Source organism: Streptomyces sp. CA-249302 (assembly GCF_050936785.1).
Lineage (GTDB): Bacteria > Actinomycetota > Actinomycetes > Streptomycetales > Streptomycetaceae > Streptomyces.
The window spans coordinates 2,032,621-2,046,747 of record NZ_JBNJMG010000001.1 but is presented as its reverse complement, the minus strand read 5'-3'; the positions used below and the strand labels follow the sequence as shown (position 1 = coordinate 2,046,747).

14 protein-coding genes are annotated in these 14,127 nt (G+C 71.1%); 4 read left to right on the top strand and 10 right to left on the bottom strand.

Going from position 1 to position 14,127, the window contains the following annotated elements:
- Positions 1–35 precede the first annotated feature (35 nt).
- The 7 genes from ACQEWB_RS09240 to ACQEWB_RS09210 all read right to left on the bottom strand — a co-directional run bounded on the left by ACQEWB_RS09240 (position 36) and on the right by ACQEWB_RS09210 (position 6,787).
- Positions 36–1,343, bottom strand: coding sequence for an amidohydrolase (locus ACQEWB_RS09240; protein WP_432843716.1), 1,308 nt, complete (start codon positions 1,341–1,343; stop codon positions 36–38).
- A gap of 2 nt (positions 1,344–1,345) precedes the next feature.
- A complete protein-coding gene (locus ACQEWB_RS09235; RefSeq protein WP_432828937.1) occupies positions 1,346–2,098 on the bottom strand; it encodes a nucleoside phosphorylase in 753 nt (250 codons plus the stop codon).
- Complete coding sequence (locus ACQEWB_RS09230) at positions 2,095–2,961, bottom strand: ABC transporter permease (RefSeq protein ID WP_432828935.1); 867 nt, start codon at positions 2,959–2,961, stop codon at positions 2,095–2,097. Before ACQEWB_RS09230 ends, ACQEWB_RS09235 begins: the two co-directional genes overlap by 4 nt.
- A complete protein-coding gene (locus ACQEWB_RS09225) occupies positions 2,961–3,998 on the bottom strand; it encodes an ABC transporter permease (protein WP_432843714.1) in 1,038 nt (345 codons plus the stop codon). The genes ACQEWB_RS09230 and ACQEWB_RS09225 overlap by 1 nt, the downstream gene beginning before the upstream one ends.
- Positions 3,998–5,527 (bottom strand): ABC transporter ATP-binding protein, encoded by a 1,530-nt coding sequence (locus ACQEWB_RS09220; RefSeq protein ID WP_432828933.1) that lies wholly within the window; start codon positions 5,525–5,527, stop codon positions 3,998–4,000. The genes ACQEWB_RS09225 and ACQEWB_RS09220 overlap by 1 nt, the downstream gene beginning before the upstream one ends.
- Positions 5,508–6,560 carry a BMP family ABC transporter substrate-binding protein gene (locus ACQEWB_RS09215; protein WP_432828931.1) on the bottom strand — a complete coding sequence of 351 codons (1,053 nt, stop codon included), beginning with the start codon at positions 6,558–6,560 and terminating at the stop codon, positions 5,508–5,510. Before ACQEWB_RS09215 ends, ACQEWB_RS09220 begins: the two co-directional genes overlap by 20 nt.
- Before the next feature lie 89 nt (positions 6,561–6,649).
- Positions 6,650–6,787, bottom strand: coding sequence for a hypothetical protein (locus tag ACQEWB_RS09210; RefSeq protein WP_432828929.1), 138 nt, complete (start codon positions 6,785–6,787; stop codon positions 6,650–6,652).
- A 94-nt stretch (positions 6,788–6,881) separates the two neighbouring features.
- Here ACQEWB_RS09210 and mtnA point away from each other — a divergent pair, with 94 nt between their 5' ends.
- Positions 6,882–7,913, top strand: a complete 1,032-nt coding sequence (mtnA, locus tag ACQEWB_RS09205) for an S-methyl-5-thioribose-1-phosphate isomerase (RefSeq protein WP_432828927.1) — start codon at positions 6,882–6,884, stop codon at positions 7,911–7,913.
- A gap of 58 nt (positions 7,914–7,971) precedes the next feature.
- On the opposite strand, the gene mtnB is transcribed toward mtnA, so the two are convergent.
- From mtnB to ACQEWB_RS09190, 3 genes are read right to left on the bottom strand one after another with little or no spacing between them, the layout of a single operon-like run.
- Positions 7,972–8,580, bottom strand: coding sequence for a methylthioribulose 1-phosphate dehydratase (gene mtnB, locus ACQEWB_RS09200; protein ID WP_432828925.1), 609 nt, complete (start codon positions 8,578–8,580; stop codon positions 7,972–7,974).
- Complete coding sequence (mtnC, locus tag ACQEWB_RS09195; RefSeq protein ID WP_432828923.1) at positions 8,577–9,311, bottom strand: acireductone synthase; 735 nt, start codon at positions 9,309–9,311, stop codon at positions 8,577–8,579. Before mtnC ends, mtnB begins: the two co-directional genes overlap by 4 nt.
- The gene (locus tag ACQEWB_RS09190) at positions 9,308–9,907 is read right to left on the bottom strand and encodes a 1,2-dihydroxy-3-keto-5-methylthiopentene dioxygenase (RefSeq protein WP_432828921.1); all 600 of its coding nucleotides are present in this window, start codon (positions 9,905–9,907) and stop codon (positions 9,308–9,310) included. Before ACQEWB_RS09190 ends, mtnC begins: the two co-directional genes overlap by 4 nt.
- Before the next feature lie 527 nt (positions 9,908–10,434).
- Between ACQEWB_RS09190 and ACQEWB_RS09185 the strand changes: the two genes are divergently transcribed.
- The 3 genes from ACQEWB_RS09185 to ACQEWB_RS09175 are packed head-to-tail and all read left to right on the top strand — an operon-like array spanning position 10,435 to position 14,121.
- Positions 10,435–11,532 carry a substrate-binding domain-containing protein gene (locus ACQEWB_RS09185; protein ID WP_432828919.1) on the top strand — a complete coding sequence of 366 codons (1,098 nt, stop codon included), beginning with the start codon at positions 10,435–10,437 and terminating at the stop codon, positions 11,530–11,532.
- The gene (locus ACQEWB_RS09180) at positions 11,519–13,054 is read left to right on the top strand and encodes a sugar ABC transporter ATP-binding protein (protein ID WP_432828917.1); all 1,536 of its coding nucleotides are present in this window, start codon (positions 11,519–11,521) and stop codon (positions 13,052–13,054) included. The genes ACQEWB_RS09185 and ACQEWB_RS09180 overlap by 14 nt, the downstream gene beginning before the upstream one ends.
- 23 nt (positions 13,055–13,077) lie before the next feature.
- Entirely contained in the window at positions 13,078–14,121 is a 1,044-nt protein-coding gene (locus ACQEWB_RS09175) for an ABC transporter permease (RefSeq protein WP_432828915.1), read from the top strand.
- Positions 14,122–14,127 lie beyond the last annotated feature (6 nt).

The following is a 14,127-nucleotide window of genomic DNA, read 5'->3' as shown; positions in this document are numbered from 1 at the left end:
GTTCAACGGGGTGAACGGGACAGCGAAGGCCAAGCTCAGACGCCCGGATCGGCCAGCGCCTCCAGGTCGGCGATCAGCACCGCCTCGTCCAGCGTGGTCAGGACCCGGTCCCGCAGCAGCACCCGCCCGTCCACCACGGTGTCCCGCACGTCCGCCGAGTGCGCCGCGTAGGCCAGCGTCGACCAGGGGTCGTGCAGCGGCCGCAGATGCGGGGCGCCCAGGTCGAGCACGACCAGGTCGGCCCGCTTGCCCGCCTCCAGGGAGCCCAGGTGATCACCGAGCCCCAGCGCCCGCGCGCCCTCGATCGTCGCCATCCGTACGGCCTGTTGGGCGCCGACCGCGGTCGGGTCGCCGCCCGCCTTGTGCACGAGCGCCGCCTGCCGCACCGCCCCCAGCACGTCCAGCGTGTTGGAGCTGACGGCCCCGTCGGTGCCGAGCCCGACGGTCACCCCGGCGCTCAGCAGCCGCGGCACCGGCGCGATCCCGCAGCCCAGCTTCAGGTTCGACACCGGACAGTGGGCGACCGAGGTGCCGGTGCGGGCCAGCGCGGCGATCTCCGGGCCGGTGAGGTCCACGGCGTGCGCGAGCAGCAGGTCGGGGCCGAGCAGGCCGAGGGAGTCGAGCAACTCGACCGGGCGCTTGCCGTAGCGCACCTCGACGGTGGCCACTTCGGTCGCGTTCTCCGCCGCGTGGATGTGCAGCAGCGCCCCGAACTCCCGGGCCAGGGCGGCGATTTCGGTGAGCTGCTCGGGGGAGAGGGTGTACGTGGAGTGCGCGAAGAGGACGGGGCGGTGGCCGGGGCGGGCCGGGCCGCGAGCTGCCAGGTCGCGGCGGGCCCAGTCGAGCCGGTCCGCGTAGGGCATGCCGTCGGGCGGCTCCGGGACGTCCATGAAGGTGGGCCCCGAGTGCAGCCGCCAGCCCGCCTCGCGGGCCGCCTGCTCGGCCGCCTCGTGGAACCAGTACATGTCCAGCGCGGACGTCACCCCCGCCCGTACGCTCTCCGCGATCGCCAGCCGCACCGCCGCCGCCACGTTCTTCGGCGTCAGCAGCCGCGCCTCGGCCGGCAGCACCCGCTCCAGGAAGCCCTGGAGGGTGACGTCGTCGGCGAGACCGCGCAGCAGGGTCATCGCGAGGTGGGTGTGGGTGTTGACGAGCCCGGGCAGGACGAGGCAGCCCGCGGCGTCAATGACCTCCGTGGCTGTGAACCGAGTTCTCAGCTCCTCGGCCGCCCCGACGGCGACGATCTCGCCCTCGTGGACCGCAACTGCCCCGTCCCGTACGACGGTTCCGGCCTCGTCGACGGTGAGTACGTCCCCGCCGTGCACCAGCAGATCGACACTCACGCTCACGCCTCGTACTCCTCGGCCAGCAGCCGCAGCGCCTCCAGCGACACCACCGCACCCCGTTCGACACCGGCCGCGACGACCTCCCGGTGCGGGTCGTAGACGCTGGCGCCCCCCTCGTCCACCAGCTCGTCCGCGTTCGCCCCGTCGACGACCAGCACACCGCCCGCGAACAGACCCCGCAGCGAGGCCGTGACCAGCAGTGCGGACAACTCCATCTCGATGGCGGCGAGTCCGGCACCCTCGTAGGAGAAGAGGGGCAGCAGCCCCGGCTGGAACGCGGCCCGCGTCCACACGATCCCCCGGTGGTGCGGGGCACCCGCCTCCCGCGCCGCGCGTTGCAGCGCGAACACCGCCTCCGGCGCCGCGACCGCCGGATACTCCGGCGGCAGCAGCTGATGCGTGACCCCGTCGTCCCGTACGGCCGCCTCCGCGATCACCAGGTCGCCGTCGCCGATCCCCGCCTTCATCGCACCCGCCGTACCGAACCGCACAAAGGCGCGCACGCCCGCGTCGGCCAGCTCCTGGAACAGCAGGATCGCGCCCGGCGCACCCACCCCGTGCGAGGCCACGACGACCGGCACGCCCTTCCAACTCCCGCTGAACACACGGTATTCGCGGTGGTACGACACCTCTTCGGCACCGTCCAGCAGCGCGGCGACGGCGGCCGCGCGGGCCGGGTCGCCGACGACGACGGCGTGGGCCGGAAGGCCGGTGCGCGGTATTCGGGTGACGGGCAGCAGGTCCTGGGTCATGAGGCGACTCCGGGGGAGGGGCGGGTACGACGGCGGCGGGCCGTCGTGAGGAAGAGGGCGCCGAGCGTGACGACGTACGGCGCGGCGTCGGTCGCCTGCTGCGGCAGACCGAGGCCCTGGAGGCGGAAGCCGGCCGCCTCGGCCAGACCGAACAGCAGCGCGGCGAGCAGCACGCCGAGGGGCAGGGCGCGGCCGAGCATGACGGCGACGACGGCGATCCAGCCGCGGCCCGCGGTCATGTTCTCGGAGAACAAGGTCACGTTCCCGAGGGCGAGTTGGGCACCGGCGAGACCGCACAGCACGCCCGAGACCAGCACGGCCGCGTACTTGTACTTCGCCGGGCTCACCCCGAGCGTCGCCGCCGCGTCCGGCGCCTCGCCGACCCCGCGCAGCCGCAGCCCCCACACATGCCGGGACAGCATCACCGCGGCCAGCGCGACGGCTACGAACGCCAGATACGCCAGCGGCGTGAAGCCACCGACCAGTGGCAGCCCGGCGAGTGACGGATCGTCAAAAGTGCCCTGCACACCGAAGACCGTACGCAGCAGGAAGCTGGTCAGGCCAACCGCCAGCAGATTCATGGCGATTCCCAGCACCACCGCGTCGCCCTTGAGCGTCACCGCCCCCACGGCGAGGATCAGTGAGTACGCGGCGGACGCGAGCGCGGCGGCCAGCACCCCGAGCCACGGGCTGCCGGTGAACCAGCTCGTCGCCACGGAGGTGAAGCAGCCGAGCAGCATCATGCCTTCGAGGCCGATGTTGAACACCCCGGCCCGCTCGCAGATCGCTCCGCCGAGCGCGGCCAGCAGGATCGGGGTCAGCGCGCGCAGCGCCGACATCAGGAGATCGGAGTCGAAGAACATCAGACAGCTTCCCTTCGCTTCCCGAACCACCGCTCAGGGAACCGCAGCCGGGCGGCCAGGAACACGATGACGACCGCTTGCAGCACCTGCGTCAGCTCGCGCGGCACCTCCGTGGTCCGCTCCATCGCGAGCCCGCCGACCTGGAGGACGGCGAAGAAGAAGGATGCGATCACCGTGCCGAAGGGAGCGGCGGCCGCCAGCAGCGCGGCGGTGAGTCCCGTCCAGGTGTAGCCGGGTGCGGTGAGCGAGCCGTCCACGAAGCGGTACGGGAAGCTCAACACCCCGATGGCGCCCACGAGTCCGGCGAGCGCGCCCGAGACGGACATCAACTTCAGGGTCAGGCCCCGGCGTTCGACGCCCGCGTACGCGGAGAAGCGGGAGTTGAGGCCGGTCATCCGGATCTCGTAGCCGAAGGCGGTGCGCCGGTCGGTGAACCAGTACGCGGCCGCCGCGAGGACGACCAGCAGCAGTCCGACCGTCACCGTCGAGTCGCCGAACGCGGGCAGCGCCACGCCGTCCGGCATGGCCCGCGTCTGGGGGAGGCTGGAGCCGGGCTCCTTGAGCGGATAGCGGGCCAGGTAGGAGGCGAGCGAGACCGCCGGGTAGCTCAGCAGCAGGCTGCTGACCAGCAACGGGACGCCGAAGTGGTTCTCGCAGAGGGCGGCCAGGACGGCATACGCGGCGCCGGCCGCCATGCCCGAGAGGAGGGCCAGTACGACGGTGAGAGGCGCGGGCAACGGCGAGTAGAGGCCGGTCACGGCCGCGGTGATGCCGCCGAGCACCATCTGTCCGTCGCCACCGAGGTTGATCAGCCCGGCTCGCAACGGGATCGCCAGCGCGAGCGCCATACCGAGCACGCTGGTGCCGGTGGTGAGCGTGGAACCGATGCCGTCGGCGCCGAGCGAGCCGGTGAGTACGGCCTGGTAGGCGGCGATCGGATCGGCGCCGGTGCCGATGAGGAAGAGGGCGCCGATGAGGACACCGGCGAGGACGGAGAAGGTGATGGGGGAGCGGAAGGCCCCGGATACTCGACTGATCACCGGGCGCCCCCGGCCATCGCCAGCCCCAACACCCGCTCGTCCGCCTGATCCTTCGCGTACGTAGCCGTCACCCGCCCCTCGAACATCACCAGCACCCGGTCCGCGAGCCCTTGTATCTCGCTCAGCTCGGCCGAGACCAGCAGCACCGCATGTCCTGCGTCGCGGTAGGCGATCAGCTGGTCGTGGATGTTCTGGATGGCGCCGATGTCGACCCCGCGCGTGGGCTGCTCGACGAGCAACAGCGGGGCCTCATGGGCGAGTTCGCGGCCGATGAGCAGCTTCTGCAGGTTGCCGCCGGACAGCGCCGAGGCCGGCACATCAGTGCTCGAGGCCTTGATGCCGAAGCGCTCGACCAGCTTCCGCGCATGCGCACGCACGGCCGTCGGCGGCAGCAGCCCACGTGAGGACAGCGACGTACGGTGATGCCCCATCGCCAGGTTGTCCGCGACCGAGGCCGCCGGTGCCGTACCGACCGCGTGCCGGTCCTCCGGAACGTACGCCAGCCCCTTGGCCCGGCGTTCGGCGGCCGACGCGTGGGTGATGTCCTGGCCGCCCAGCGACACCCGCCCGGCGACGACCGGCCGCAGCCCGGCCAGCGCCTCGACCAGCTCGCTCTGCCCGTTGCCCGCGACGCCGGCGATTCCGACGATCTCACCCGCCCGGACGGTGAGTTCCACATCCTGGACGGAGTCCGTGGCCAGTCCCGACACATCGAGGACGACCTCACCCGGCGAACCCGCCGCATGGATGCGGTCCAACTCGACCGCGCGGCCCGTCATCGCCGCCGCGATCTCGTCCGCGGACGTGTCCGCGGTCACCAGCCGGGCCACCACCCGGCCGTCCCGCAGTACGGTCACGCGGTCGCTGCCCTCCAGCACCTCGCGCAGTTTGTGCGTGACGAGGATCACCGTGCGGCCTTGCGCGGCCAGCGACTTGAGCACCGCGAACAGGGCGTCCGCCTCGGCCGGCGTGAGCACGGCGGTCGGCTCGTCGAGGATGAGCGTGCGGGCGCCGCGGTGCAGCAGCTTCAGGATCTCCACGCGCTGGCGCAGACCCACCGGCAGTTCGCCGACCCGGGCGTCCGGGTCGACGGCGAGGCCGTGCTCCTCCGCCAGTTCACGCACCCGGCGGCGGGCCGCGGCGCGGTCCACCAGGCCGAAACGGCGCGGCTCGGCGGCGTAGACGACGTTCTCGGCGACCGTCAGCGAGTCGAAGAGCTTGAAGCTCTGGTGGACCATGCCGAGCCCGGCGGCCATCGCGTCGGACGGGCTCGCGAAGCTCACGTCCCGCCCGTCGATATGGATCGTCCCGGCATCCGGGCGCTCCATGCCGTACAGGACCGCCATGAGCGTGGACTTGCCGGCGCCGTTCTCGCCCATCAGGGCGTGGATCTCGCCGTGGCGGACGGCCAGGTCGACCTCGTCGTTGGCGAGCGTGCCGGGGAACCGCTTCGTGATTCCCCGGAGTTCGACGGCGAAGTCGGCCCGGCCGGCGCCCGCGTCGGCGTCAGCTCGCGGCGGGGTCATCGACCTTGAGCTTTCCGGCGACGATCTGGTCGCGCAGCGCCTCGACCTGCTTCAGCACGTCCTTGTGGTCGGCGATCACGCACTTCGACGAGTCGACACCGGCCTCCAGACCGGTGAGGCTGATGCCGCCCTCCTTCAGGCCGTACGAGACGGTGGTGCCCGCCTTTCCGCCCAGGACCGCCTCGATGCCCTTCTCCACGGCGACGTCCGTGCGCTTGATCACGTTGTCGACGACCGTGCCCGGCGCCGAGGGGCACTGGTTGACGTCGACGCCGTACGCGAACGCGCCCTTGGCCTTGGCGGCCTCGAAGACCCCGTAGTTGCCGGCCGCGGCCGCCGCCATCAGCTGGTCGTAGCCCTTGGCGAGCAGCGAGTTCGCCTGCTCCTTGGCGCGGGCCGAGTCGTCGAAGGGGGACTGGCCGCCGACGAAGCGCGTGGACGTCTCGGTCTTGGCGGCGACCTTCTTGGCGCCGGCCGCGAACGGGTCGCTGTAGCGGCGGAACTGGGGCGTGTCGAGGACGTCGACCGCGCCGACCTTGCCGGACTTGCTGAGCAGCCCGGCCTCGGCGCCCGCGAGGTAGACGCCCTCGTGCTCCCGGAAGACCGCGCAGCTGACGTTCTTGAACGTCTTCGTCGTGCACGCGTCGATCATCAGGAACTGCTGCTTCGGGTGCGCCTTGGCCTGCTGCGCCACCAGGTCGGCGAACTCGAAGCCGACCAGCACGATGACGTCCGGCTGCGCGTCCACGGCGGCCTGGACGTTCTGCTGCTGGGAGGCGGTGTCGGTGGACTCGTAGACCTTCTGCGTTCCGTCGTGCTGCTTCGCCGCGTCCTTGACGCCGGTGACGGCGAGCTTCAGGAACTCGTTCTGGCCGACGGCGTCCGGCGTGACCAGCGTGAACGACTTGCCGCTTCCTCCGCTCGCGCTCGTCGAGGCGTCGTTCTTCGCGGCGGCGTTGCAGGCCGTGGCCGCGGTGACCAGGAACGCGGTGGCGGCGGCGACTTGGAGGGTACGACGGGATCTGCGGTGCATCGGGGGACCTTCCGGATACGGCGGAGCACGCTCTGGCGGGAGCGTGTGAGGGTTTCGGGGAGGGGGGTGGGGACGCCGAGGGGGACGGGTCAGCGTCGACAGCCGTCGCTCGCGCAGTGGCCGTGGTCGAGGAAACGGCGCATCGTCAGCGGCACGCGTTCCTCCTTCGTCTCGGCCTGTGGGACACGGGTGTCGGCCTGCGGGATGCAGGTGCTGGACTGTAACACCGGTTTCCGGACACCTGCTCGACTGTCTCGAACTCTGGTTCTGGCAGGTCATGTACGGTGACGGACACCATCGGAACATCAGGAGTGTCCCGTTATGTCCCAGGAACTGCGCGCCGTCGACTGGACCGGTACCGGTCTCGCGCTGATCGACCAGACCCTGCTGCCGCACCGCACCGAGACGATGGGTGTCCGCGATGTGGACACGTTGGTGGACGCGATCCAGCGCCTGGTGGTGCGTGGAGCGCCCGCGATCGGGGCGGCCGGGGCCTACGGCGTCGCGCTCGCGCTGCTCCAGGGCGAGCGGGACGGCTGGACCGAGGCCGAGACACGCGCCGCCGTCGCCCGCATACGCGAGGCCCGGCCCACCGCAGTCAACCTCATGGTGTGCGTGGACCGGGTCATGACCCGCTTCGCCGATGGCCTGGACGCGGTGCTGGCAGAGGCCGCCGCCGTGCAGCGCGAGGACGTCGAGGGCAACCGCGCGATGGGCGCGTCCGGCGCCGACTGGCTGCTCGAACGGGTCGGCGAGGACCGCCCGTTGCGCATCCTGACCCACTGCAACACGGGCGCGCTGGCCACGGCCGGCTGGGGCACCGCACTCGGCGTCATCCGCGAACTCCACGCGCGCGGACGCCTTGAGGTCGTCTACGCCGACGAGACGCGCCCCCTGCTCCAGGGATCCCGCCTCACCGCCTGGGAGTTGGTCCAGGAAGGCATCCCGCACTACGTCCAGGCGGACGGCGCCGCGGCCGGCACCATCCTGCGCGGCGAGGTGGACGCGGCGATCGTCGGCGCGGACCGCATCGCGGCCAACGGCGACACCGCCAACAAGGTCGGCACCGTGGGCGTGGCCCTCGCCTGCGCCGACGCCGGCATCCCGTTCCTGGTGGCGGCCCCCACCACCACGGTCGACCTCTCCACCAAGACCGGCGACGACATCCACATCGAACTCCGCGGCGAGGCAGAGGTGTTGGAGTGGGGCGGGGTGCGCGTGGCACCGGCCGAGTCACGGGGCCACAACCCGGCGTTCGACGTGACGCCGGGTCGGCTGGTGACGGGGTTGGTCACCGAGCGGGGCGTGCTGGAGGTGTCGGCGGGCCAGCTCCCGTCGGAGCACCTGCGCTAGTCGGCCGTAAGACGCAGGCGGCCCGGTCTCCGTGACCGGGCCGCTTCTTGACGTGCCGTCAGCGCTGGGTGAGCTCCAACTCCAGGAGCCACTCCACCACTTCGGTGTGATGCCGGGCCTGCCGCGGATCCGAACCCCACACGTACAGCCCGTGCCCCGCGACGACCACGGCCGGCATCCGGGGATTCCGCGCCTCCTCCAGCCGGTCGCCCAGCACCTTCATGTCCTGGCTGTTGGCGATGACCGGCAGCGTCACCTCGACGTCGTGGGCCGGCTGCCCGACCCCCTTGAGCATCTCCACGTCCTTGAAGACGATCCCGCCCGGCTCGCGCTTCCCCATCGCGACCGAGGCGACCGTGTGGACATGAACAACGGCCCCCGCCCCGGTCAGCGCGGCGACCCGCGCATGCAGTTCGGCCTCGGCGGACGGCTTCCCGCCATGCACGGCAGCCCCCTGACCGTCCACCAACACCACGTCCGCCGGGGTCAGTTCACCCTTGTCGTGCCCGCTGGCCGTCACCGCGAGCCGCAGCGGCTCGTGCGAGAGCACCACGGACAGGTTCCCGGACGTCCCCCGCATCCAGCCGAAGGACGCGAAACGTGCGGACTCGGCGGCGAGAACCGCCCCCGCCTCCTCGAGGTCGAGCGCGCTGATGCCGTCGGTCATGTGGTGCTCCTGGAAGTGCTGATGGTGATCTCGTCGAACGCCCCCGCCGCCGCGTGGTCGCCGACACCCGGCTCGAAGTACGGCTCCCCGGGCCGCCGGATCCCGACCGCGTGCCAGCCGGCCGCCCGGGCCGCGTCCAGCTCGCCGGGCCGGTCGGAGAGGAAGAGCAGCCGGTCGGGGGCGATCCCGGCGGCTTCGGCGATACGGCCGTACGACTCCGGCTCCTGCTTGGGACCCGCGTTCTCGGTGTCGTACAACCCCGAGACCAGCGGCAGCAGATCGCCCTCCGGGCTCGACGCGAACCACGCGCGCTGCGCGGCCACCGACCCGGACGAGTAGACGTACAGCCGCACGCCCGCCGCGTGCCACGCGCGCAGTCGCGGTACGACGTCGTCGTAGAAGTGCGAGACGAGGTCGCCGCAGGCGAAGCCCTCCGACCAGATGACGCCCTGGAGGGTCTTCAGCGGGGTCGCCTTGCGGTCCTCGTCGAGCCAGGTGTTGAGGGCCTTCTCGATACGCGCCGGGTCGGCGTCGGGCTCGCCGAGTTCCTCGCGCACCTGCGCGATCGCGCGCGCCACGTCAGGATCACCGCTCCGCTCCGAGAGCAGCGCTCCGAAACGAGAGCGCGAGTACGGGTAGAGCACATCGACGACGAAGCCCGTGGCGCTCGTGGTGCCCTCGATGTCGAGCACCACGGCGTCCACGTCGAACTCGAGGCCCCGCAGGCTCACTTGGCGGCCCTGTCGGCCGCGTATCCGGCCGCGATCGTGTCGTAGTCCGGGAAGCCCGAGGCGATCGTCGAGCCGGTGAAGTTGCCGATCCAGCCGTCCTCCTCGTGGAAGAAGCGGATCGCGGTGAAGGACGGGTTGGTGCCCATGTCGAACCAGTGCGTGGTGCCGCGCGGCACGCCCAGCAGGTCGCCCTTCTCGCAGAAGACGGCGTGCACCTCGCCGTTCACGTGCAGGTAGAAGATGCCGGAGCCGGAGACGAAGAAGCGGACCTCGTCATCGTCGTCGTGCGTGTGCTCCTGGAGGAACTTCTCGCGGGCCGCCTTCGCCTTGGCCGGGAACTCCGGGTCGTCGCTGGGGTGCAGGCCGAGGACGTCGACGGTGGTGAAGCCCTCCTCGGCGTTCAGCTTCTCGATCTCCGGCCCGTAGGCGGCGAACACCGTCTCGCTGTCGGCGTCGAAGGGGACGTCCTCGCGGATCGGCCACTGCTCGTAGCGCACACCGAGCGGCTTGAGCGCCTCGGCGATCTCGGCGGGGTCCGAGGTACGGCGCACGAGGGTCTCGGGGCCGGACTCGGGCCAGGTCGTCAGGAGGGTCATGGGAGCAACTCCAGGAAGCTGGGAGGGAAGTCCGGATACCGAGACAAGCACCGGACGGGCGGGGAGGGAAGGGCGACTTCGGCGAACAGGGGTTCAGCCGCGACACAGCGCGCCGGGACAGCGGCGCATGCAGGGCATGAGCAGCGCGGTCGCGCGAGGGGTCGTCATCAGGGCCTCACTGTGCCGGGTCGGGTGCCGGTCAGCCGATGGTAACTCCAGGCGAGGCGCCGACCAGGTGTGACGTAGTCGTTGTCTCAAGGATTGAGAAAGCGCGTTCATCCCTTTGACGCATGGCTGAAACCGTTCTCATGATCTACCCATGAAGACGCTGCTGCTCGTGCGGCGGCTGTACGTGGACCTGCTCCGGTCGACCACGGCCAGCTGTCGCTGACCTCCCCCGGAGCCCCACCGCGCCCTCCTCCGGCGCGTGACCGCCAAGCCTCTCCGCGCTGGCGCAAATCCACCCCTGCTCCGGTTCAGGCAACCCCTCCTCCCCTCAGCGCCGCCCCTTGCACCTGGAGCCCCTCATGTCCCGTATCCGCGTACCCCTTGCCGCGCTCTCGCTGGCCTCCGTCTCCGCCCTGGTCCTCTCCGGCTGCTCGCAGTCCTCGGACGCCTCGACGAAGACCGGCGACACCGCCGCCTCGGCCTCCGCCGCCACCGGCAAGAAGCCCGCACCCTTCAGCAAGGGCACGGTCAAGGTCGCCCTGGTCCGGCAGAGCGGCGCCGGCGACTACTTCGAGCAGTGGGGCAACGGCGCCAAGGCCCAGGCCAAGGCCCTCGGCATCGACCTGACGACGTACGACGCCCAGGCCGACAACGCCAAGCAGGCCACGGACCTCTCCTCGGCGATCAACTCCGGCGCGCAGGCGATCATCATCGACCACGGCTTCCCGGCGACCATCCAGCCGGAGATCGACAAGGCCGTGAAGAAGGGCATCAAGGTCGTCGTCTACGACGTCGAGACCAAGACCAAGGGCGTGGTCTCCACCGAGCAGGACGACGCGAGCATGGCCCAGGCCGTCCTCGACGTGATGGCCGAGTCGGTCGGCAGTGACGCCAAGGTCGGCTACGTCAACGTGGCCGGGTACGCCGCCCTCGACAAGCGGAACACCGTCTGGGCGAAGGAACTCGCCGCGCAGGGCTGGAAGCAGCAGTTCAAGGTCGGCAAGGTCACCGACTCCACGGCCACCGACAACGTTCCCCTGGTCTCCGCCGCGCTCACCCAGCACTCGGACGTGACCGGCATCTTCGCCCCCTACGACGAGTTGGCGAAGGGCACGGTCCTCGCCGTGCAGAACAAGAAGCTCCAGGACAAGGTGAAGGTCTTCGGCGCTGACGTCTCCAACGCCGACATCCAGAACATGACCGCGGCGAACAGCCCGTGGGTCGCCACCGCGGGCACCGACCCGTCCGCGGTCGGCGCCGCCGTCGTCCGTACCGCCGCCCTGGAGCTGGCCGGCCGGCTCAACAAGGACACGGTCTCCTTCCCCGCCGTCGCCATCACCCAGGACTTCCTGCGCAAGAACAAGATCGAGAACATGGACCAGCTGCGCACGGCCCTGCCTGCACTGAACCTCTCCAAGGTCAGCACCGCCGACTGGATTCCCAATGTCGCCCACTGAGGCTTCCCTTGAAGAGGTGCCGGCGGTCGGCCTGACCGACGTCAGCATGGCCTTCGGCGGCAAGACGGTGCTCACCTCCGTCTCGCTGGACATCGCCCCGGGCAGCGTGGTCGCGCTGCTCGGCGCGAACGGCGCCGGCAAGTCCACGCTCATCAAGATCCTGTCGGGCGTGCACACGGACCACGGCGGGGAGGTGCGGGTCGCAGGGGAGCCCGCAGCTCTCCAGTCGCCCCTTGCGGCCCGGCAGTTGGGCATCCAGACGGTCCACCAGCGCATCGGCGAGGGCATCGTGCCCGGCCTCACGGTCGCCGAGAACCTGGTCTTCGAGGAACTGGCGCAGAAGCGCGGCAATCCCTTCCTCAACAACGGCCGCACCCTCGCCCGGGCCCGCGAGATCCAGGCGGGCCTCGGCCTCGACTGGACCGACTCCGTCCTCCGCCGCGATGTGAGCGAACTCGGTATCTCCGACCGCCAGTTGCTCATCCTGGCCCGCGCCCTGGCCACCCGCCCCCGCCTCCTGATCCTCGACGAACCGACCTCCGCGCTCTCGGCGGCCGAGGCGGAGCGCCTCTTCGCGCTCGTCGAGAAGATGCGGGACGACGGCATCGCGGTGTTGTACGTCTCCCACCGCCTCGGCGAGATCGACGCCCTCGCCGACCGCCTGGTCGTACTCCGGGACGGCCGTCTCACCGAGGACCAGGCGAGGCCCTTCGACTGGGACGCGGCCCTGCGCGCGATGCTCGCCCAGGCCCAGGAGGCCACCACGGCCCGCCCGGTCCGCGAGGGCGCCGAAGGCGAAGCGGTCCTCTCCCTTCGAGGTGTACGACTCCTCGAAGGCCGCGCCCCGCTCGACCTCGACCTGCGCACCGGCGAAGTCACCGGCGTGGTCGGTCTGTTGGGTGCGGGCAAGACCGAGCTGGCCCGCGGCCTGTTCGGCGCCGAGCCCTTCGCGGCGGGTGCGGTCGAACTGGACGGCAAGCCGTACGAGCCGAGGCGGCCGTCGGACGCGATCCGGGCAGGCGTCCATCTGGTCCCCGAGGACCGCCATGCCGACGCCCTGGTGCCGGGCTGGTCGGTCGCGCAGAACATCTCACTGCCGTTCCTCAAGTCGCTGTCCAGGCTGGGGCTGGTGCAGGGAGGCAAGGAGGACGCCCTCGGCCGCGCCACCATCGACGCCCTCGGGGTTGTCGCCCGCGACGAGCACAGCACCGTCGAGGAGCTGTCCGGCGGCAACCAGCAGAAGGTCGTCGTCGGCCGCTGGCTCGCCGAGACACCCCGGGTCCTCATCTTGGACGAGCCGTTCCGAGGTGTGGACATCGGCGCCCGCCGTGACATCGGCCGCCGGGCCCGCGCCCTGGCCGCCGAAGGCGCGGCCGTTCTCGTCCTGTCCGCCGACGTCGACGAGATCCTCGAGATCGCCGACCGGGTCGTCGTACTCGCCGCCGGGGAGATCCACCTCGACGCGTACGGCGAAGACGCGGAACGCGACCGCGTGATCCAGACCATCTCGGCGTCGGTGTGACGCCGGATCCTTGAGGAAACCCCATGACCACGACTCAGAGCGCCCCGGCGAAGACGGCGACCCCGTCCACCGCCCCCAGCACGGCCGCCCGCGTCCAGAACGCCGTCATCAAGTACGGCTTCATCTTCGTCACGGTCGCGCTGTTCCTCTACTTCGCGCTGAGCGAGGGCTCGTTCCGCGAGTCCGCGACCCTCCTCGACACCCTGCGCTATGTCTCCGTCGCCGCCATCCTCGGCCTGGGCGTCACGCTCACCATGGCCGTCGGCGGAATGGACATGTCCGTAGGAGCGGTGGCCGGCCTCGGCGTCTCCGTCGCCGCCCAGACGATGGTCGTCCACAACCAGATCGGCACGGTCGCGATCCTCTCGGTGCTGGCGGCGGGCGCGCTGGTCGGTCTGCTCAACGCGCTCCTCATCGTCGTACTGAAGATCCCGGACATGCTGGCCACCCTGGGGACCCTCTTCGTCATCCAGGGACTCAAGCTGGTGCTGGTCGACGGCCAGTCCATCACCCCCGGCATGACGCTGGAGGACGGGACGACGGCCCCCGGGAAGTTCACCGAGGGCTTCCTGAAGATCGACCGTGGCACGATCCTGGGCATCCCCATCTCCGTCCTGATCTTCGGCGGCCTGACCGTCGCCGCCTGGGTCTTCCTGGCCCGCACCCGCTGGGGCCGCGTCCTCTACGCCATCGGCGCCAACCCCGAGGCCTCCCGGCTGGCCGGCATCCGCGTCGGCGCCTACCGTGCCCTGGCCTACGTCATCTCCGGCGTCCTCGCCTCGATCGGCGGCCTGATCCTGGCCTCCCGCATCGGCCAGGGCGACGTGTCCGCCGGCACCTCCCAGCTCCTGGAGGCAGTGGCGGTCGCCCTGGTCGGCACCTCGGTCCTCGGCCGAGGCCGCCCGAACGTCTGGGGCACGGCCCTCGGCGCGGTGCTGATCGGCATCATCACCACGGGCCTGACCATCAAGGGCCTGCCGTACTACACCCAGGACGTGGTCGAGGGAGCGGTGCTCATCCTCGCCCTGGTCTTCAGCTTCACCCTGTCCAAGCGCCGTACCGCATAAGGAAGT

Bases quoted from the DNA above. Each gene is read 5' to 3' on its own strand.
- ACQEWB_RS09235 (WP_432828937.1), bottom strand. From the start codon at position 2,098: ATGACCCAGGACCTGCTGCCCGTCACCCGAATACCGCGCACCGGCCTT.
- ACQEWB_RS09230 (WP_432828935.1), bottom strand. From the start codon at position 2,961: ATGTTCTTCGACTCCGATCTCCTGATGTCGGCGCTGCGCGCGCTGACC.
- ACQEWB_RS09220 (WP_432828933.1), bottom strand. From the start codon at position 5,527: ATGACCCCGCCGCGAGCTGACGCCGACGCGGGCGCCGGCCGGGCCGAC.
- ACQEWB_RS09215 (WP_432828931.1), bottom strand. From the start codon at position 6,560: ATGCACCGCAGATCCCGTCGTACCCTCCAAGTCGCCGCCGCCACCGCG.
- mtnA (WP_432828927.1), top strand. From the start codon at position 6,882: ATGTCCCAGGAACTGCGCGCCGTCGACTGGACCGGTACCGGTCTCGCG.
- mtnB (WP_432828925.1), bottom strand. From the start codon at position 8,580: ATGACCGACGGCATCAGCGCGCTCGACCTCGAGGAGGCGGGGGCGGTT.
- ACQEWB_RS09190 (WP_432828921.1), bottom strand. From the start codon at position 9,907: ATGACCCTCCTGACGACCTGGCCCGAGTCCGGCCCCGAGACCCTCGTG.
- ACQEWB_RS09185 (WP_432828919.1), top strand. From the start codon at position 10,435: ATGTCCCGTATCCGCGTACCCCTTGCCGCGCTCTCGCTGGCCTCCGTC.
- ACQEWB_RS09180 (WP_432828917.1), top strand. From the start codon at position 11,519: ATGTCGCCCACTGAGGCTTCCCTTGAAGAGGTGCCGGCGGTCGGCCTG.
- ACQEWB_RS09175 (WP_432828915.1), top strand. From the start codon at position 13,078: ATGACCACGACTCAGAGCGCCCCGGCGAAGACGGCGACCCCGTCCACC.